Origin of the sequence: Pseudoalteromonas sp. M58, assembly GCF_042604605.1 — a bacterium.
Classification (GTDB): Bacteria; Pseudomonadota; Gammaproteobacteria; order Enterobacterales; family Alteromonadaceae; genus Pseudoalteromonas; species Pseudoalteromonas tetraodonis.
The window spans coordinates 703592-723540 of the sequence record NZ_CP152391.1 but is presented as its reverse complement, the minus strand read 5'-3'; the positions used below and the strand labels follow the sequence as shown (position 1 = coordinate 723540).

The 19949-nt window shown below is 41.2% G+C and carries 16 protein-coding genes; 4 read left to right on the top strand and 12 right to left on the bottom strand.

Annotated elements, in window-relative coordinates; genetic code table 11:
* Positions 1 to 20: 20 nt before the first annotated feature.
* The 9 genes from AAGD16_RS18440 to AAGD16_RS18400 all read right to left on the bottom strand — a co-directional run bounded on the left by AAGD16_RS18440 (position 21) and on the right by AAGD16_RS18400 (position 8532).
* Positions 21 to 374 (bottom strand): cupredoxin domain-containing protein, encoded by a 354-nt coding sequence (locus tag AAGD16_RS18440; RefSeq protein ID WP_028834667.1) that lies wholly within the window; start codon positions 372 to 374, stop codon positions 21 to 23.
* Positions 367 to 1668, bottom strand: a complete 1302-nt coding sequence (locus tag AAGD16_RS18435) for an ATP-binding protein (protein ID WP_029609982.1) — start codon at positions 1666 to 1668, stop codon at positions 367 to 369. Before AAGD16_RS18435 ends, AAGD16_RS18440 begins: the two co-directional genes overlap by 8 nt.
* 62 nt (positions 1669 to 1730) lie before the next feature.
* Positions 1731 to 2390 carry a response regulator transcription factor gene (locus AAGD16_RS18430; protein ID WP_013462838.1) on the bottom strand — a complete coding sequence of 220 codons (660 nt, stop codon included), beginning with the start codon at positions 2388 to 2390 and terminating at the stop codon, positions 1731 to 1733.
* Between the two features lie 11 nt (positions 2391 to 2401).
* Positions 2402 to 3049 carry a hypothetical protein gene (locus tag AAGD16_RS18425; RefSeq protein WP_013462837.1) on the bottom strand — a complete coding sequence of 216 codons (648 nt, stop codon included), beginning with the start codon at positions 3047 to 3049 and terminating at the stop codon, positions 2402 to 2404.
* 294 nt (positions 3050 to 3343) lie between these two features.
* On the bottom strand, positions 3344 to 4114 hold the full coding sequence (locus tag AAGD16_RS18420) for an SDR family oxidoreductase (protein WP_290191700.1): 771 nt from the start codon (positions 4112 to 4114) through the stop codon (positions 3344 to 3346).
* Complete coding sequence (locus AAGD16_RS18415; protein ID WP_016900001.1) at positions 4111 to 4800, bottom strand: TenA family transcriptional regulator; 690 nt, start codon at positions 4798 to 4800, stop codon at positions 4111 to 4113. The genes AAGD16_RS18420 and AAGD16_RS18415 overlap by 4 nt, the downstream gene beginning before the upstream one ends.
* On the bottom strand, positions 4793 to 6265 hold the full coding sequence (locus tag AAGD16_RS18410) for an AMP-binding protein (protein WP_377115758.1): 1473 nt from the start codon (positions 6263 to 6265) through the stop codon (positions 4793 to 4795). Before AAGD16_RS18410 ends, AAGD16_RS18415 begins: the two co-directional genes overlap by 8 nt.
* A 2-nt stretch (positions 6266 to 6267) precedes the next feature.
* On the bottom strand, positions 6268 to 6924 hold the full coding sequence (locus AAGD16_RS18405; protein WP_377115725.1) for a thermostable hemolysin: 657 nt from the start codon (positions 6922 to 6924) through the stop codon (positions 6268 to 6270).
* Positions 6925 to 7011: 87 nt separating this feature from the next.
* On the bottom strand, positions 7012 to 8532 hold the full coding sequence (locus AAGD16_RS18400) for a diguanylate cyclase (protein ID WP_377115722.1): 1521 nt from the start codon (positions 8530 to 8532) through the stop codon (positions 7012 to 7014).
* 303 nt (positions 8533 to 8835) lie between these two features.
* Here AAGD16_RS18400 and AAGD16_RS18395 point away from each other — a divergent pair, with 303 nt between their 5' ends.
* The 3 genes from AAGD16_RS18395 to AAGD16_RS18385 all read left to right on the top strand — a co-directional run bounded on the left by AAGD16_RS18395 (position 8836) and on the right by AAGD16_RS18385 (position 13556).
* Positions 8836 to 10647: a glycoside hydrolase family 3 N-terminal domain-containing protein gene (locus AAGD16_RS18395; protein ID WP_377115719.1), complete on the top strand. Its 1812-nt coding sequence runs from the start codon at positions 8836 to 8838 to the stop codon at positions 10645 to 10647.
* Between the two features lies 1 nt (position 10648).
* The gene (locus tag AAGD16_RS18390) at positions 10649 to 11383 is read left to right on the top strand and encodes a 5-oxoprolinase subunit PxpA (protein ID WP_377115716.1); all 735 of its coding nucleotides are present in this window, start codon (positions 10649 to 10651) and stop codon (positions 11381 to 11383) included.
* Between the two features lie 154 nt (positions 11384 to 11537).
* Positions 11538 to 13556 (top strand): prolyl oligopeptidase family serine peptidase, encoded by a 2019-nt coding sequence (locus AAGD16_RS18385; protein ID WP_377115713.1) that lies wholly within the window; start codon positions 11538 to 11540, stop codon positions 13554 to 13556.
* 696 nt (positions 13557 to 14252) lie between these two features.
* Here AAGD16_RS18385 and AAGD16_RS18380 read toward each other — a convergent pair.
* Positions 14253 to 15854 (bottom strand): isocitrate lyase, encoded by a 1602-nt coding sequence (locus AAGD16_RS18380; protein WP_033103227.1) that lies wholly within the window; start codon positions 15852 to 15854, stop codon positions 14253 to 14255.
* Positions 15855 to 16093: 239 nt separating this feature from the next.
* Here AAGD16_RS18380 and AAGD16_RS18375 point away from each other — a divergent pair, with 239 nt between their 5' ends.
* Entirely contained in the window at positions 16094 to 18271 is a 2178-nt protein-coding gene (locus tag AAGD16_RS18375; protein WP_377115710.1) for a malate synthase G, read from the top strand.
* Between the two features lie 92 nt (positions 18272 to 18363).
* Here AAGD16_RS18375 and AAGD16_RS18370 read toward each other — a convergent pair whose 3' ends face one another.
* Positions 18364 to 19089: a YebC/PmpR family DNA-binding transcriptional regulator gene (locus AAGD16_RS18370; RefSeq protein ID WP_013462824.1), complete on the bottom strand. Its 726-nt coding sequence runs from the start codon at positions 19087 to 19089 to the stop codon at positions 18364 to 18366.
* Positions 19090 to 19242: 153 nt separating this feature from the next.
* The gene (locus AAGD16_RS18365; RefSeq protein WP_138686596.1) at positions 19243 to 19860 is read right to left on the bottom strand and encodes an HAD family hydrolase; all 618 of its coding nucleotides are present in this window, start codon (positions 19858 to 19860) and stop codon (positions 19243 to 19245) included.
* Positions 19861 to 19949: the final 89 nt, after the last annotated feature.

Below are 19949 nucleotides of genomic sequence, written 5' to 3'. Positions count from 1 at the left end.
GATTGAGGCTCATCACAAGGCTAGTTATTAGCATCAGAACCCTCCTTTTCGGTCGCTATTACAGCACCACGCGCCGTATTGGGTGAAAACTCGCCAAAAAATTCATAACGCCCAGGAGTTAACGGCCCAATATAAATAACGCTTTTGCGATTAGGGTAAAGTACTTTCTCTCGGTTGAGATCGAAACTGTCGAATTCTTCAGGCGTACTATCTTGATTTTCGATTAACAAGCGTACCTTTTTATTGGCCGGCACCACGATTTCTGCGGGATAAAACAAATGATCTTTAAGTACAATAAGATAGTCTTTACTGGCGGCGTTAAATGATAAAAATACGCAACAATATAAATAGGGGTGAATAAGTCGTTTAATCACATTTAGCTCCTGCAAAAACTACCTGTACTTTTAAGCCGCCCAAATCGCTGTCTGTTAAATTAATTTCAGCGCTATAAATAGCAATAATGTGCTGGACTATTGCCATGCCTAAGCCCGCACCTTGTTCACCCGAAGGATGTTGGTCACCGCCAACGCGATAAAAACGGTTAAATATCCGTTGTTTTTGATCGTCCGTCATACCTGGACCGCTGTCTTCTATTTGCCAAATACGCTGCCTGTGCATCTGCTTTAGGGTAATTTTTATTTGTCCGTTTGCAGGCGCGTACTTTATAGCATTACTCAGTAGGTTTGAAATCAACGTCACTAAGGTAAACTCATCACCGTTAATAGTAAAGTCATCTCCCTCAAGGCTAATAGTGTGATTTTTAGCCTCTATTTTTTCATATAGTTGGCTAACTACTTCTTGCGTGATCGCTAATAATGACTGTTCTTTAAACTGCTTTTGCCACTGCTCTGGCTGAGTACGCCCTAGTATTAGCATTTGCTCCACTATATTGGTGAGTCGATTAATACCTTGAGTCATGGCTTGTAATTCTTGGTTATCGCCTTGTTGGGCGGCCAAATTATGCACATTAATTTTTAAACTGCTCAGGGGTGTACGTAATTCATGGGCGGCATCTGAGGCAAAAAAACGCTCTCGTAAATAGGCCGTTTCTACGCGTTTAAATAAGTCGTTTAAGCGGCTGATCACTGGTTTTATTTCTTCATCCGTCACCTGCCAATTGATCGCTGTGAAATCATTTGCTTGGCGCAGGGCTAACTGTTTTGATAAACGGGTTAACGGTGCCAGTGCATATTTAACAAAAAAGCTAATAAATAGCGCAAGCAAAGGAACCGCCCATAACATGGGTAACATGGCTGATAAAATCACCGCCTCGGCAAGCTCAAACCGCTTAGCAATCGGCTCGGCAACAATAACGGTGCGTAAAGAAGTAGCAAAAACGAATACCCGCATTCGCTGCCCTGCAATATTAAGCGTTTGAAAACCTGCTTGATATTGGCTCAAATCAAGATTTAATTCGTCAGAACCGCTAAGTAGCTCACCACTTTGCCAAATTTGATACAGTAACTGGGCGCTTTCTTGCATTTTTGGCGCCATAGCGTTTATAGATAGAGGCTGTTGCATCAAGACTCCAGCCACCACTTTTAGCTCACTATCGAGTAATTGCTCACCATGGCTCATACTTTTTTGATAGCCTTTTACTAAAGCTAAAAAGCAGGTTAACACCATCATTGACAGTAAGATAAGTGTTAAACGCTTACGAATTGACATAGAGCATGGTTACCTTTGTAAATTCAAGTTTGTGCAATCTAGGGGTGTTTTAATCACGTGAGCTATCTCTTTCCCACAACATAGCCAATACCACGGAGAGTTTTAATAAAATCGCTGGGGAATTTTTTTCGTAGGTGATGAATATGCACCTCAATGGTGTTAGAGCCAACCTCTTCACCCCATTGATAGAGTTTATTTTCTAATTGCTGCTTAGATTGCACGCGACCTTGGTTTTCCAGTAACGCTTTTAGCAGCATGTACTCTTTTCGCGGCAGAGAAAGTAGCTCATCGTTAAGTGTGACACTGTGCGCTGACGTATCCATAGTAACATCACCACATTGTAATAAGCTCGACTGAGCTTGATTTACACGTCGGCTCGCTACGCGCAAACGAGCAAATAATTCGGCTGGTTCAAATGGCTTAGCTAAATAATCATCAGCCCCCATATCAAGCCCTTGCACTTTATCATCTATGCTACTGCGAGCGGTTAGTATCACCACCGGAATGACTTTTTTTTGTGCTTTTATGTGCTTTAAAATTTGCGAACCATCACCATCAGGTAAGCCTAGGTCAAGTATAACCAACTCTATTTCGCCACTGCCTAAACATTGCAACGCATGCTTAACCGTTGCGCTGTGTTCTACACTGTAGCCTTCTTGGCGCAATGAGCGGCAAAGCCCTTGCGCCACAAGATGATCATCTTCAACTAATAATAAATGCATTGTTTGTTTTGTTATCTCTTTAGTTTTTTATCAACTTTAGCTAATAATTGGCTAATTGCTTGCTGACGATATTTGTCCGCTTTAGCGCGAGTATCACGAATACCGGCCGCTTGTGCAACTAACAAATGGGCTTTGGCTTGCTTATATTCACGTTCGTCGTATAAAAACTCACCATACAAGTAATTAGTATCAATGCCTTTTTGATTAAAAGCGAGTGCTTGCTTAAAAAACTTATCGGCGGTGTCATCATCACCAAAGCCGATTGGCCACCCTGGTACTTTACTGTATAAGGTTGCCAGGCTGGCATACGCTGAGCCACCTAAAGCACTGTCGTCTATTTTAAGGGCTTGCTCTAATGATGCCTTTGCATCTTTGGCATAACCCAACGCCCCTAAGCCGCCTTTTGCACCCGCAAAACTTGCCAGCACAATGCCGTTCCATGTATAGCTATTTGCTGAATTAGGATAGTTTTCAATAAATTGAGCACTTTGCTCACTCAGTTGAGTAAAGGCTTTGATTTGTGCGTCATCTTTAAGCTCATAATTAGCGACCGCCCATTGCTGTTGAATAGCGAGTAAGTCGCTTTGTTCGTCTGCAAATACCGGCGATGAAAACACACTAACAATGCTTAAATAAGCTGCTAAAGTAAATTTTTTCATAATAAATCCTCTATTATTTAGGGTCTGCTGACCTTTCAAGGTTGAATTTGCAGCAGCCTGTTTGGTATTTAGGCAAGGCAGCGCCTATGTGGTGTGGTTATTCCCCATAAATTGGCGATAAAGCAGCATCAATGCCAAACAGGCGCTGCCCGAAGGGTTCTGCCTAGGGGCGATTTACTCTTTGTTGCTCGGTTTTTACTTAGCCCACTAGGTTACAAACCTCGCGCCGCGATTAAATCGCCCCTAGTTTGAACAAATTTCAATCCGCAAAGGTCAACAGACCCTAGTGAACAACTAGCCTAAAAAGCTTTTTATTTTAGGGAGTTGTTTAGCAATTGCGTTATCCACAATACGTGGAAAAACGCCATTGATACGTGCAAAAAGTTTCTCAGGAAAACCAATAAATCGTCTGGTTTTATTTGAGTTTAATAACGCAACTAACTCATCAGCCACCAACTGCGGAGAGTCCATTTGATTACCAAGCGCTTTGTTCATTGCCCGCGTTTGAGCATCATTAATGTCGGTATCAGTTGCTCTAGGTGCCAAATAAGTAACTCTAACGCCAGTGTCTGAAAGCTCTCGTGATAATGCTTCGCTAAAACCACGCAAACCAAATTTACTGGCACAATAAAGTGTTTGATATGGGTAACCTATGCTGCCAAAAGATGACCCAACATTAACTATGGTGCCTCTATTCGCTTGCAGCTGCTCTAAAAACAGTTGGCATAGTTTCATCGGGACGGCTAAATTAGTGCTCAGTAGATTATCAATTTGTTCACTACTACAACGACTTAAGCTTTGCATAACATTAATGCCTGCATTGTTTATAAGTAATTTAGCACCGCCCAATTTTTTGGCTTTAATTGCCAATGCCAGCATGTTTTCTGCAACGGTTAAATCTCCCACAAAAGTCATACTACCTGGGCACTGGCTACTTAGCGCATTTAGCGCATCGCCATTACGCCCTACTAATAGTAATTGCCAACCTTGTGCGTGCAGTGTTTTGGCAATCGCTTGGCCAATTCCCCCTGTGGCTCCTGTTAACACACATAAGCCGGTATTCATGCGTGTTGCTCTTGTGCTGATGCTTTAAAGAACGGCTCGTCATCTAAAGCGCGAAAAATATCACCGTACAAACGATAAAAACATTTTGCGCCATGTAAAATAGCTTGCTGATCGGCCTCATTAGTAATTTTGTTCATCAAGTTTTCAAAAAACTTTACGTGCTCTATATCAAGCGCACCATGAGAGGTTAAATAGCTAAATGCTTTTTTAGGTAAACCAACTGCATCAGCAATATTTGAAGCTGCGCCATCAGCCAGGGCAATTGAAGTCCCTTCGAGTACATGAACCATGCCAAAAAAGCTTAATGGATTTTTACGAGCGATACTGTCATACGCATACGAGACCATCATTTCGGTAGCAAATTGTGGCTTACTATGGCGCACACTTTCTTTATCAAAACCACACGCGGCAATATCGTTAAGCACCCATTCTTGATGGCCAATTTCCTCTTCAATGTATTCGGCTACGGCTTCACGTAACCATTCTTGTTCGTCGGTCAAACGGGCACCTAACGACATCATTAATGGCACAGTGTGTTTTACATGATGGTAGGCTTGCGCTAAAAATGACGCATACTCTTCAAGTGATGCTTGGCCTTTAAAAACGCGCTGTATAATTGGCGCAGCTAATAAGTACTCACGCTCGTTTTGAGTTTGTGCTTTTAATGTATTAAAAAAATCAGTCATGGATCACTTCTCCAAGTCGGTAAAATTGTTCAAAAATAAGGTTAAATTGCTGGCTAATAGCCTGGCGCTTAGGACGATTATTGGTCGTTAGAAACCCTTGCTGAACACTTAAAGGCTGAGCTAACCGATGCCACTTTTTAACTTGTGCATAATCGGGTAACTGTTGATTTATAAATTTCATATGCTCACTGAGTTGTTGATCACTCAACTCAGGGATTGCATAAATAATCGCGGTTAAAAAAGGTTTGCCCTCACCAAAAACAACGGCTTGTACAATCGCGCTTTGGCTCAATATTAATGACTCAGGCCATTCAGCACTCACATTACGGCCCATGCTGGTAATAATCAGGTTTTTAAGTCGCCCTTTTATGAAGAGCTTATTGCCATGCTGGGTCACTAAATCGCCTGTTGCATACCAGTTATTTGGGTTATGCGGCGCTTGATTTAAATACCCTAAAAATAGCTCACCCTTTATGTACAACTGGCCTTTTTCGATTTTGGTTTGTATGTGCGCTAGTACAGTGCCAGCACTCTTTAAATCATCATTTTTGGGCGTATTTAAACTTACGACAGATGCCGCCTCTGATAATCCATACCCCTGATAAACAGGTAAATTAAGCTCTCTGGCGGTGGCAATTAAAGCATCACTCACGAGCGCTCCGCCAACTGCAATAAACTGTAATGACTTTGGCGGCTGCCAACCTTGTTTTGCAAACGCAATTAAACACGTTAATAACTCAGGCACTAAAATAAGGGTGTTAGGTTTTACACTGTCAATTGCACTAATTAGTTTTTCAGGATTTTTTAACCCTGAGCCAACAAAACCCAATTCGTTTAACGGCATTAAATGTACACAACCGCCACTTAATAATGGTGCATAAATACCTGCAATATTTTCCAGTAATACAGGTAATGGTAGTAAACATAAGTGAGTTGGTTTACTTATACCTATTTGCTCACATAACGATTGTGCAACTTGCATTTGGCTATGAGTTGATAAACACACCCCTTTTGGCTCGCCTGTAGAGCCTGACGTGAAGGTGATTTTTTGCGTGCCCTCAAAGTAACTAATCGGTTCTTTAACGTTGAGCTGATAAATATATAAGGTGTAATGATCAAACAAAGTAATAGACAATGTATGCGCACCCAAAGAAAGCCTTGGCATATCACTTATAAACAGCTGTGCACCACACTGTGCCAACACATATTGCGTTTGTTGTTGACTAAAAAAATGGGCGATCGGTATAGCCACTTTATTAGCAACGCTGGTCGCAGCATCAAGTACCAACCATGCAGGTGTGTTATCAAGTTGAAATGCAATTGCATCAGCATCTGAATTTGCAAAAATTTCCGCTACTTTATTTATTTCTTGAAGCAGCTCAGCACCTGTGAACTGTTGTGTTTGATTCGCAAAATGCGCAACTACCGCCGGCTGAATAGCTAAATCATTTAAGCTATTTAACATACTCATACCGCCTCCAGCGCATTGATTAATGCCGTAATGCCATGTGTATTTTGTTGTTTAATATCAAGTAGCATTGGCGTATTAAGTACTTGTAGATGTGCTTGCTCTAAATTAACAATGCATACTGTAGGCTGGTTCGCGTAGTAACTTCCCCAGCTTTTTGGTTGCTCAACAACACTGCTGTTAGCCAATGCAATTTCATTACACGTTACCCCTAATAAACGCAATAAAGCACGTACATGTTTGGTGGCACAAAAAACCAAATTAGTAGCACCAATAGCTCTTAAAGCTTCATTAACAATAATAAAATGCGATAATGTGGCTTTTCTGTGTGTTGAATAGAGATTACCTAACTCAAACACTTTACTACGCTGTGTGCCCATTGGTAAAAACTGCTCAATGGGCGCTGCTAAATATTGTTCAATAAATAAAGGAGAAGTGGCGTTTCTAAGCCCTAAAGTGCAATGCCCTTGCTGAGTTTTATACTGACAGAGTAATGGCATAAATGAAGTTAGGCTGGCATTGTACGCAGCTAAAAAGCCTTGTTTTACTGTATCTTCAAGGCGCTGACGGTGTTCATCACATTCTCTGGCGCTCACAAACTGTGTGAACGACTGAAAAAGTATTGATGATGACTGTTGTTGTTGAGCTAATTGCATAAAAGCATCGCCTGTATTAAATCTATAGGTAGAATTTAATAGGCGAAACTTAAATAAAACTTAAGGTAAATTAATTTTTTAAAAAATTTAATTTAGACTGGCAATAACGGTTTTATTACGGCCCGTTTCTTTTGCATGATAGAGCGCTTTGTCAGCACATTTGTATACTTGATCAATATCATCACTGTGCTGCGGCCATGTAGCAATGCCGATGGAGACATTTATACAACCAACTTTGGCCATCGGTGTATTCGCCACTTCATTACGTAACCGCTCAGCAATAACAAACGCACTATCGCTATTTTCGTTCGGTAATATAAGTAAGAATTCCTCCCCACCAGTTCGCGCGACAATATCATCTTTGCGAGATACCTGCTTGATCACACACGTTAAAATTTTTAGTACCTCATCGCCCACATCATGGCCAAAGGTGTCATTAACCCGTTTAAAAAAGTCGATATCTATTTCTAGAACCGCAAAAGGGATCTGTTCTTGAATTAATTTATCTAACAATAAATACAAACCTCGCCGATTATGCGCACCAGTTAGCGGATCGGTGAGTGCATCTTGGCGTAATTGCCCCATTTTCGACTGCAGTATATTAACTCCTTCTAACATGGCTGCTTTAAGTTGCTGACTTTCAAAATACCAAGATTTAATACTTTTAAGATTCGCCACGTTTTGTTGATCAGTCGATAAATTTGCACTGTCAGCTAGTAACCTTAGGGGCTTAGCAATAAAATGCGCTAACACACCAATCAATACAAAAGTAATTAATACAATTGGTAGCATTCGCTTAAGCACCAGCCCTTGAAAAGTATCTAACGTGGCAAGTGTTGCCACCTCACTACGCTGGGCAACTACGCCCCAATTAGCAAGTTTAACGGGCGAATATCCAGCAAGCATAGACACGCCTTGGCTATTTAAAACCCGGGTGTATCCATCTTCGCTTTGCAAAACACGCTCTATTACTGGGTTATTAATGACTTGTTCGCCAATCCGCTCAGTCTCAGGATGATAAAGTAAGGTTTTATTATCAGCCACCACATAAAAGTATGCCCCGCCATCGTAACTATGCTGTTTTAATAAGGCGTTTAAAATGCTCTGTTGTTCTAAATAAAAGCTACCGCCAATATAGCCATAGTAGTTACCAATCTCGTCAAATAAAGGATAAGAAAGTACAACAATTAAGTTATTCGCAAGCGATACATAAGGACGACTAACCAATGGACGCTGTAGTTTAAAGGCTTGTTTAGAATGAGGTGAATTAACGGTTTTATTAATAATATTTAATGAAACAGGTGAGGCCGCTTTAACGACACCTTGCATGTTAATTGCTACCGAATTAAAGCTATGTGTTTGGTTTAAAAGGCGGTTGGTTTCAGCTTGGAGTAACTCAGTATTGGTAATGTCTTTAGCAATAATTTTGGCTGAAAACTCAAGTTGCTGCATCGCAGCTGCTAAAAAGTGATCGGTCGCCGAGGCAAGCTTACTAGCAAATACATGGTTACTTTTGAGAGTATCTTCTATTACCCGTTCTTTTTGTACTTGGTAACTAATGTATAAACCACTGAACAAAATAGCGGCTGTAGCAGTGATAGCTAACAACAGAATTAATTGCCTAAGTTTAAAAGTAAATGGTGATCGAAAACGCAACTTATTATCATCCTAAGCAAATAAAAACGACTGCTATGTACTACATATATCCTAAATATAATACAGAAATTAAACTAAGTAGCCTAATTTTTGTTATTTTTGGAATAATAAAATGACATTTATTATATATGTCGGGTTTTGCAGTTAAGCTCAATAATAGTTAAGCTGCATGCACTTTATTTTTATTTAGCCTTGAGGTGTGTGTTGCTAAATAAGTACCTGTTGTCGTCTTCTCTTTTTTTAATCGGATGTTTCATGCCAATAAAATCTTCTTTTGCCGATTCTGCGCTGTCGCTTGAACAGCAACTTGGGCAAAAACTTATGCTAGATTTACGCTACTTTTGTCACCAAGGCAGCAGTAAGCGCTGCAGAACAGCATTAACCGAGTTACCAGATACACTAGCCAAAGCGATTAGCCGTTATGATATTGGCGGGGTTATTTTATTTTCTGAAAACACCCAAAGTATTGAACAAATAATTAGCCTTAATCAGCAACTGCAACAAGCTGCGTCTCACTCTAAATCAGGCTTACCGCTTTTTATTTCAATTGACCAAGAAGGTGGACGCGTAGCACGACTGCCACGCGATGTGGCCACTTCGTTTACCGGTAACATGTCAATTGGCGCCACCTATCCAGAGCATGGCACTTATTTCGCCACCCAAACCGCGAATGTTCTTGCCTCGGAGCTTTCAGCATTGGGGATTAATGTAAATTACGCGCCAACCGTTGATGTAAACATGAACCCAGACAATCCGGTAATTAATGTCCGCTCTTTTAGTGAAAACCCAAATGATGTAGCAGTATTAGGTGCCGCACAAGTGAGTGAATTTGAAAAAAATGGCATTATTAGCGCACTAAAGCATTTTCCTGGGCATGGCGACACCAATGTAGATAGTCATACCGGCTTGCCTAAAGTGATGCATTCAAAAGAGGTGATTTACGCACAAGATTTAGCGCCCTTTAAACACATTATTGAGCAGCATAGTCCGGGCATGATAATGACCGCGCATATTCAGTATCCAGAGCTCGATAGCAGCACGTTGACTAATGTTGATGGCAAACAAATGATTAAGCCCGCGACAATGTCGCGTAAAATCATGACCGATATTCTACGTAAAGAACTTAACTATCAAGGTGTGGTGGTAACCGATGCACTTGATATGGCAGGTATTAGTCACTTTTTTAGTCCAACTCAAGCAATTATAAACACCTTTGCCGCTGGGGTTGATATTGCGCTTATGCCAATAGAGATTAGAACGCCAGATGACATTAAAAAGCTCGATGCCCTCATTGAGTCATTAGTCAGTGCGGTTAAATCAGAGCAACTAAACGCACAGGAAATTGCGCATTCAGCACAGCGTATTATCTCACTTAAAAGTAAATTTAAATTAAACGCTTCGCCTGATCCCATCAAAGCATTAGCCAATGCTAAGCACATTATTGGTAATAAAGCACATCGCGAATTAGAAGCGTCACTGGCATTAGCGGCGATCACCCAAATAAAAAATAACAACAACACCTTGCCACTTAAGCTTAATGCTGGCCAACACATTCATATTATTATGCCCGATACGCGTAAATGTATGGCCATACAACAAGCCATAACGGCGCTCAGCTCACACGCATTAGTTTTTAGCTGTAGCAGTTTACAAGGTTTTGACCCTGTTGATGCTCAGCGTAATATAAACCAAGCTGATATTATTATTGCCGGAAATGCCACGCCTAATCAAAGCGCGGTGGAAATTGGCGGGATGGATGATTTAGCCGATAACCCAGACTTTGCCCTCAATAACGCAGAGCAACCTAAAGCACTTGAATCATTACTTAAAATGGCTAACAAGCACCAAATACCCACCGTGTTTATTAGTTTGCGAGCCCCTTATGATATTGCGCAGTTTGGCGACTCTGCCGATGCAGTATTAGCTTCATATGCTTATAATATTGACGTAGACAAAAACGAGCATGTATCTGGGCCTGCGTTTACAGCACTTGCTAAAGTATTACTCGGTCAAGCCCCTGCTAAAGGCAGCTTACCGGTAACTATTAAACAATCAAAGAGCCACTAATATGAAACTCAATTGTGATTTAGGTGAAAGCTTTGGCGCGTGGAAAATGGGGCTTGATGATCAAGTAATGCCGCATATTGATATGGCAAACATTGCCTGTGGTTTTCATGCGGGCGATCCTAGTGTTATGGCCAATACGCTTAAGCTCGCTAAACAGCATAATGTTATGATTGGCGCTCACCCAAGCTACCCCGATAAACAAGGATTTGGCAGACGCTCAATGAACCTGAGTGTGGCCGAGCTCACTCAGTGTTTACACTACCAAATAGCTGCTCTTGATGGCATGGCAAAGGCACAAGGATTAACCCTTAGCTATGTTAAACCCCACGGGGCACTTTACAACGACATGATGAAACACCAGCCACTACTTAGTGCTGTGATGGGCGCGGTTGCCAGTTACCCTGCTGATCTAAAATTAATGATACTGGCCACGGCCGATGCTAAACACCACCATAAAATGGCACGTCATCTTGGACTAACGCTTGTTTTAGAAGCGTTCGCAGACAGGCTATATACAGATCAAGGGCACCTCGTAGCACGAAATATAGCAGGCAGTGTGCATGATAAAGCAGCATTATTGGCACAAGTTAAACAGCTTTTGGCCAGTAACAGTGTGACTACCCAGTCAGGAAAATCGTTAAAACTTAACGCCGATAGTATTTGTGTGCACGGTGATAACGCCCAAGGTGTTGCGCTTATTGAAGACATTAAGGCACTTTGCAGCGCAAGCGTATAACTTCCTCTAAGCTGTAAACCCCCTTTACAGCTTTTACTTTCTTTTATCACCTTCATTCATTGGTAGTTTTAAATACTGGCTTCGTCGCATCTGACTGTTAATTATCCCTCTCCTAACCTATAAATAGAGCAGTGATTTAAAACAGGGATAAATAATGAAAACGCTTTTAGCTATGAGTCTTATACTGGGCAGCAGTCAATTAGCTGTTGCCAATACCGATACATTACAACTTCAAGATATCTTCAATCTTGAATATGCCAACCAAATAGACATAACAGAAGACGGTAAAACCGTGTATTTTGTCCGCAACCGCATGGATATTAAAACCGACCGTAAAGTAGGCAATATTTGGTCTGTTGATTACAGCACAGGGCAACTACAACCATTAACTTCTGGCGTATATATGGATTACTCGCCAGTAGTCTCTCCTGACGGACAGCGACTTGCTTTCATATCAAACCGAGATGGTAGCAACCAAATATATATTAAATGGTTAAGAACAGGGGCTATCGCTAAGGTTAGTAATTTAACTAGCAACCCAAGCTCACTAACTTGGACTCCTGATTCAAACCAGCTGGTGTTTAGTATGTTTGTTCCAATGGCGGCGTCTGCGCCTGTCAGCTTACCTGGAAAACCAAAAGGTGCCACGTGGGCAGAGCCTGCTAAATATATTGACGATGTTTATTATCGTGCCGATGGAGGGGGTTATACTGAAAAAGGGTTTAGTCAATTATTTACACTTGATGCCAATGGCGGTAATGCTCAACAACTCACCAACGATAATTTTAATAATGGTGGTGAAGTCAGCTTTAGTAAAGACGGTAAAACATTGTATTTTTCTGCTAATCGCAATGAAAATAATGAATTGAAGCCCACTAACACTGAGGTATATCAACTCAATTTAGACTCGCTAGCCATTCTCCCTCTAACTGAGCGTAATGGGCCTGATCAACAACCTAAAGTGTCACCTGATGGCAAATACCTTGCCTATACAGGGTATGATGACAAGCGTACTAATTACGAAAACACCCAACTCTATATTCGCGATTTAAAAACAGGGAATACTCAAAGCCTAACCACCGATTTTGATAGAAGTGTTGGCCAAATTAAGTGGAGCGCGAACTCAAAAGGGCTTTATTTTAGCTATGCCGATGAAGGGCAAACTGCGCTGGCTTATCAACCTCGAAGTGGCAAACGCAAAGTGATTACCGAAAAAATAGGCAGTGTGGCGTTTGGTCGCCCTTATTCCGGTGGCGATTTCGATATTAGTGAAAATGGTCATGTTGCATTTACATTGGCCGATACCCAGCGCCCTGCTGATGTAGCCACAATAAAGCGTGGTAAAGCGCAGCGCTTAACCGATTTAAATTCTGATGCACTCGCAACCAAGCAACTCGCTGAGGTTGAAGAATTATGGCTTAAATCAAGCCACGATGAGCAGCCAATACAAGGCTGGGTTGCTTACCCACCGGGTTTTGATAAATCAAAAAAATACCCACTAGTGCTTGAAATTCATGGCGGCCCTGTCGCTAATTATGGCCCGCACTTTAGTGCCGAAGTACAACTATTTGCCGCTAGAGGGAACGTGGTTTTATACATGAACCCACGTGGTAGTGATTCATACGGTAAAGAGTTTGCGCAAACCATCCATCATAATTACCCAAACAATGATTACGATGATTTAATGACTGGGGTTGATGCACTCGTTGCAAAAGGGTTTATTGATGAATCTAAGTTATTTGTAACCGGTGGCTCTGGCGGCGGTGTATTAACTGCTTGGATTGTAGGTCATACAGATCGCTTTGCTGCAGCCGTGGTTGCCAAACCGGTGATAAATTGGATCAGCTTTGTACTCACTGCCGATTTTTATCCATTCTTTGCTGACTATTGGTTCCCAGGTAAACCATGGGATCATATTGAGCATTACATGAAACGCTCACCCATCAGTTATGTAGGTAATGTTAAAACCCCGACCATGTTACTTACGGGTGAGGCAGACTACCGTACGCCTATTTCAGAAACAGAGCAGTTTTATCAAGCCTTAAAATTGCAGGGGGTTGATACCGCGATGGTGCGTATTCCAAACGCTTCGCATGGTATTACTGCCCGTCCATCTAACTTAATGACAAAAGTGGCTTATATTCAATGGTGGTTTGATAAGCATTCGAAATAAAACGCAGAGTTATGAGTGACGAGCTATATAAGCTCGTTGCTCGAAGCTCACAAGTGTAAACCCCCTTTACAGCAATAATGTAAGTAACCCCTTACATACTCAAACTAAATATCGGACTTAGCTTCAGACTGAGTTGGTAAAAAATCGGTTTATAGAAGAAATAGTGCTGTGAGTTAGTAAAAAATCGGTTTGAGTCACTGTTTATAAGCCCTCAGTTAGTAAAAAAATGTTTTATAAGCTGCAGCAGTTAGTAAAAAATCGGTTTATTACTCTCTCGATACCTGCTTAAAACCTTTAAATTAATCGTTTAAGTGGTCAAATTGTGGGTTAGAAAGACAAATTCCCCTCTTTAATAATAAAAAATGGCCGTTATTAGCATGGTTAGTTAAAATCTGATCTGTATTAAGAGCAGCTAGTTAAATCGTGATCTGCTTTAACTCAGTTAGTTAAACTCTGATCTATATACGGCAAAAACAGTTAATTTATCGTGCTTATACGTGTTAAAGCGTAACCAGACTATCAAGCCCTACAGCCGAGCATAAACATCCTTTAAATTTTATTTACACTTTTAACCTGCATTGCATTGAAAAATCTCACTAACCAAATGGCTAGTAAAATACTGATCTATTAAATTTTGCCTTTATGCAAGCATAAAAAAAGGGCCTTGCGGCCCTTAAGTAACACTATCTAGTTGAATTAAAATTGGTTCATGGTGTTAGCTTCACCACCGGCTTTAAGTGCATTCTCACCTGAGAAGTACTCTTTGTGTGTATCACCAATGTTTGAGCCTGCAAGGTCTTGGTGTTTAACAGACGCTTGCTCACGACGGATTTCTTGACGCTGTACATCACGTACATAAGCCAGCATACCTAAGTCACCAAAGTAACCTTCAGATAGAATATCTGTGCTTAATGCTGCTGTGTGATACGTTGGTAACGTGATTAGGTGGTGGAAAATACCCGCTTCACGTGCACCATCGCGTTGGAAGTTTTGTACTAATAAGTCAGCGGCTGCTGCAAGCTCTGTTGCATCCATTTCTGGAGCCATAAGCGCTTTGTTATCATCAAGACTTGGGTAAGCGCTCAGGTCACGACCTTGTTCCTGCCATTCTTGGTATACTTGCTCACGGAACTTCAGCGTCCAGTTGAACGATGGTGAGTTGTTGTATACTAATTTAGCATCTGGTACTTGCTCTTTTACGCGATTAACGAGTTCAGCAATTTGTTTTACATGTGGTTTTTCTGTTTCAATCCACAGTAAATCAGCACCTGACTGTAGGCTCGTTACACAATCTAGTACTACACGGTCTTTTTCAGTGCCTTCGCGGAACTGGTATAAACCATTGTCTAGGCGTGTTGGCTTACAAAGCTGACCATTAAGCTTCATTGCTGTTTCGCCTTCATTTAAGTCATCAACACTGTTTACTGGGGTTGTTTCTAAAAATGCATTGTATTGGCTTGCTAAGTCACCTGGTTTTTTTGAAACCGGTACTTTTTGCGTAAGGCTTGCACCTAGTGAATCGGTACGCGCAACGATAATACCGTTATCAATACCTAGCTCTAGGAACGCGTAACGCACTGCGTTAATTTTTGCTAAAAAGTCTTCATGTGGAACCGTCACTTTACCTGCTTGGTGACCACATTGCTTAGCATCTGATACTTGGTTTTCGATCTGGATAGCACATGCACCCGCTTCAATCATCTTTTTAGCTAGCAGGTAAGTTGCTTCTTCGTTACCAAAACCGGCATCAATGTCAGCAATAATTGGTACAACGTGCGTTTCAAAGTTATCAATTTTGTTAAGTACTGCTTGAACGTCGCCGCCGTTTGCTTTTGCGTCGTCTAATTCGTTAAATAAGTGGTCAAGTTCACGTGCATCCGCTTGCTTTAAGAAGGTATAGATTTCTTCGATAAGTGCCGGTACTGATGTTTTCTCATGCATACTTTGATCTGGAAGAGGACCAAACTCAGAGCGAAGCGCTGCAACCATCCAACCGCTTAGATATACGTAACTGCGCTTAGTTGTTTTTTGATGGCGCTTAATTGCCATCATCATTTGTTGCGCAGTAAAACCATGCCAACAACCTAAAGACTGTGTGTACTGGCTTGTATCTTTATCGTATGCAGCCATGTCTTCACGCATGATGTCTGCTGTAAATTGTGCAATATCAACACCAGAGCGAAAACGATTTTGTAAACGCATACGTGTTGCGTATTCAGGATTAATTGTTTTCCATGCACTGCCCTGTGATTGGCATAATGTTGCTAGTGTATCTGTTTCGCCTTGATATGTTGTCATAATAAAGTCCTTCGAACGGGTATTAATATTTATTGTTGAGAGAGTGACTACATCACGTTAGCTCTGTAGCGCTTAATTAAACATTAGGCTTATTTTTTAGATTTAGTAAATTTATAGTTTTTATTGTGGCTATACATATAGTGAATGACTAAAAAGCATTCAAAGCCACTTTTTTGCGATATGGTAGGTGTACGCATATAAAAAATTGCACACTGTCGGACCGTTTAAGGATATTAATTATGAGCCACACTCTCACCCATTCAGGACTCAGCGTTGATAAGCAACTTGCTGAATTTGTTAAAAAACAATTATTACCTGGTACCCATCTTGATGAACACCAGTTTTGGAAAAGCTTTGCCAACATAGTGCAAACACTTACACCATTGAACAAGTCACTACTGGCTAAGCGTGAACAGCTACAAAAGCAAATTGATGACTACCACCTTGCAAATAAAAATGCTGACCAAGCTCAGTATCAAGCGTTTTTAAAAGATATTGGCTACCTAGTTGATGAGCCTGAAAACTTTAGTATTGAAACTCAAAATGTAGAGCCAGAAATAGCGCTGACTGCAGGGCCACAACTAGTGGTGCCGGTTAGTAATGCACGCTTTGCGCTTAATGCAGCTAATGCTCGTTGGGGGTCGTTGTACGATGCTTTATATGGAACCGATGTATTAAGCGAAGACGACGGCGCCGAAAAAGGCAGCCAATACAACCCTGTTCGTGGCTTTAAAGTAATGGCTTACGCAAGGCAGTTTTTAGACAAAGCATTACCGCTTGAAAATGGCTCGCACATTGAAAGTACAAATTATTCTATTGTTGACGGCGCCCTTGCTATTACCCTGCGCGACAGTTCGCACACCACACTTAAAAACCCTGAGCAACTGATTGGCTATCAAGGTGAAGCACAAAACCCGAGTGTTATTTTACTTAAAAACAATGGATTGCATATTGAGCTGCAAATAGACCATCACCACCCTATTGGTCAAGCTGATAAAGCAGGGTTAAAAGATGTGGTGCTAGAAGCCGCACTAACAACCATTATGGACTGTGAAGACTCGGTTGCCGCAGTGGATGCAGAAGATAAAGTACAAGTTTACAAAAACTGGCTTGGTTTAATGCAAGGCAACTTGGTTGAAACGTTTAGAAAAGGCGACAAAATGGTCGACCGCACGTTACAAGCTGACCGACAATATACAGGTCTTGATGGCCAAAAACTGACCCTCAAAGGGCGCAGTATGATGTTTGTGCGTAACGTGGGACATTTAATGACAAATCCAGCCATTACCGATGTAAGCGGCAATGATGTGTTTGAAGGCATTATGGATGCCATGTTCACCGCAACAGCTGCTTTGCACGATTTAAACACTAAAAACACGATTAAAAATTCAACCGCGCAAAGTATTAATATTGTAAAACCGAAAATGCACGGCCCTGATGAAGTCGCCTTTGCTAATACTTTATTTGGTATGGTTGAAGAGGCACTGAGCTTGCCTAAGAACACCCTTAAAATGGGTATTATGGATGAAGAACGTCGAACATCAGCCAACTTAAAAGCATGTATTTATGCAGCAAAAGAGCGTGTTGTGTTTATTAACACTGGCTTTTTAGACCGCACTGGCGATGAAATTCATACCTCAATGCAAGCGGGTGTTGTGCTGCCGAAAGCGGCTATTAAAGCACAGCCTTGGATCAGCGCTTACGAAGATCGCAACGTTGATATTGGCCTAGCCTGTGGCTTAAGCCATAAAGCGCAAATTGGTAAAGGTATGTGGGCAATGCCAGATAAAATGGCGATGATGATGGAGCAAAAAATAGCGCACCCTCAATCTGGCGCAAATACCGCTTGGGTGCCCTCCCCTACTGCCGCCACATTACACGCAATGCATTATCATGATGTTGATGTATTTAGCCTGCAGCAAAGCATTGCCACGCGTCAAATAGCAAGCCTAGAGAGCTTACTTACACCGCCGCTCATGCCAAACCCTGAAAAGCTATCAAAAGAAGATATTCAAAGCGAGCTTGAAAACAACGCGCAAGGTATTTTAGGCTACGTAGTACGTTGGATTGACCAAGGAATAGGCTGCTCTAAAGTGCCTGACATTAATCATATTGGTTTAATGGAAGACAGAGCCACCTTACGTATTTCAAGCCAACATATCGCCAACTGGCTACATCATGGTGTATGTAGCAAAGAGCAAGTACAAAAAGTGATGGCAAAAATGGCTAAGGTTGTTGATGGCCAAAACGAGCATGACAGCCTTTACACGCCAATGGCAACTAATGAGCAGACATTAGCTAAAAGTATTGCGTATCAAGCGGCTTTAGCACTGGTATTTGAAGGGGTTAGCCAACCGAGCGGTTACACAGAGCCGCTACTACACAGCTACCGCTTGAAATATAAAGCACAGCACTAACTTAAAACTTAACCTAAAAAACAAAAATCAGCTTTAATAAGCTGATTTTTTTTATAACGCTAGTGAATAATCACTATTCAAATCACTACGAATTAATTTTTAATAGTCGCGTTATGATAGACATTTTGTACGTCATCGCAATCTTCAAGCATATTGATAAATTTATCAAAGTTGGCAATAACTTCTTCATCAGTGATTTCAACATGTACTTGTGGCACAAAGGTAATTTCATCAACCTCAAAGTTAATGCCTTCAAATGCCTCTTCCAGTGCCGTTTTAGCTTTAAAATACTCAGTATGCGGTGCAAACACCGATACCTTGCCATCTTCGGCTTCTACATCGGTTACATCAACGTCAGCCATCATGAGGGCTTCTAACACAACTTCGTCGTCATCGCCCGCAAATCCTAAAACAGCAAGGTGATCAAACATATGTGCAACACACCCAGGCGTACCTATTTTTGAATCTGTTTTAGTAAACGGTAAACGTACATCTTTAATTGTGCGGTTTGGGTTGTCGGTTAAACAGTCAACAATCACCATACAATTACCAGGGCCGTAACCCTCGTAACGGGCTGAAGAGTAATCTTCCCCTGCCCCGCCGGCTGCTTTTTCAATTGCTTTTTCGATTACGTGCGCAGGAACTTGGTCTTTTTTTGCTTTTTCAATTAAGCGGCGCAATGTTTGATTTACATCGGGATCGGGTTCACCACTTTTGGCTGCAACGTAAATTTCTTTACCGTACTTCGAATTTACTTTAGTTTTTGCGTTGGCTGTTTTAGCCATCGAACTTTTGCGGACTTCAAATGCTCTGCCCATCTTGTGCCTCTATTGAATACATTTGGTTTGCGATATTTTACCAATTCAAACCGTATTGGGCTAGTGGTTCAATATGCTATGCTGTGCAAAAGCAGCTGGGTATTATTTAAATAATACCCATTATGTCATTAAATAAATAAAACAAAGCTCAATTTAACATAACTCAACTTTTTCAGCGTAACTTTCAACTAACGACACCAACTCATCAAATGCATGAATAACAAAATCGGCTTGTTCGGCATACCCGGGGGTCACATCAGGTGCATACAAACAGGCACGCATATTAGCATTGTGCGCCGCTTGTATGTCGTATAAATAATCACCAACATAAATCACATTATCAACCGGCATTTCCCATTGAGTTGCAACCGTTAATAAAGCGCTCGGATCGGGTTTTGCTGGTGCGTCTGTTCGGGTGAGTACTGTTTCTATTGGTAGCGGGTTATTCTGTAACTTTAATGTCGCCGCCTTATCAAAATTACGTGTAACAATGGCCATAGGTATGTTTTTAGCTTGTAGCGCTTTAACAGCCTCTACAACGCCAGGTAGAAGCTTAGCCGATTGTGCATCTAACAACTCATGCTGATGCACTATATTCATTGCTTCTTCACGCATATAGGGGGAAGGCAGTTGTTCTATGTAATCGAGTAAGTCTTGCTCTGCAGGGCAACCTACTTGGGCTTTTATCAATGAAAAGTTTAATTCTGAAGATACTAAAGTTCCGTCTAAATCAAAAATAACACCTTTGATTGCCTCAATTTGCGTTTTCATTTCATTCCTTGCGCTAAATAATTAGCTCAGTATGCTAGGTTTGGCTTAGGTTATCTAAACCTTTAATAAAAAGTATATCAATAAACATA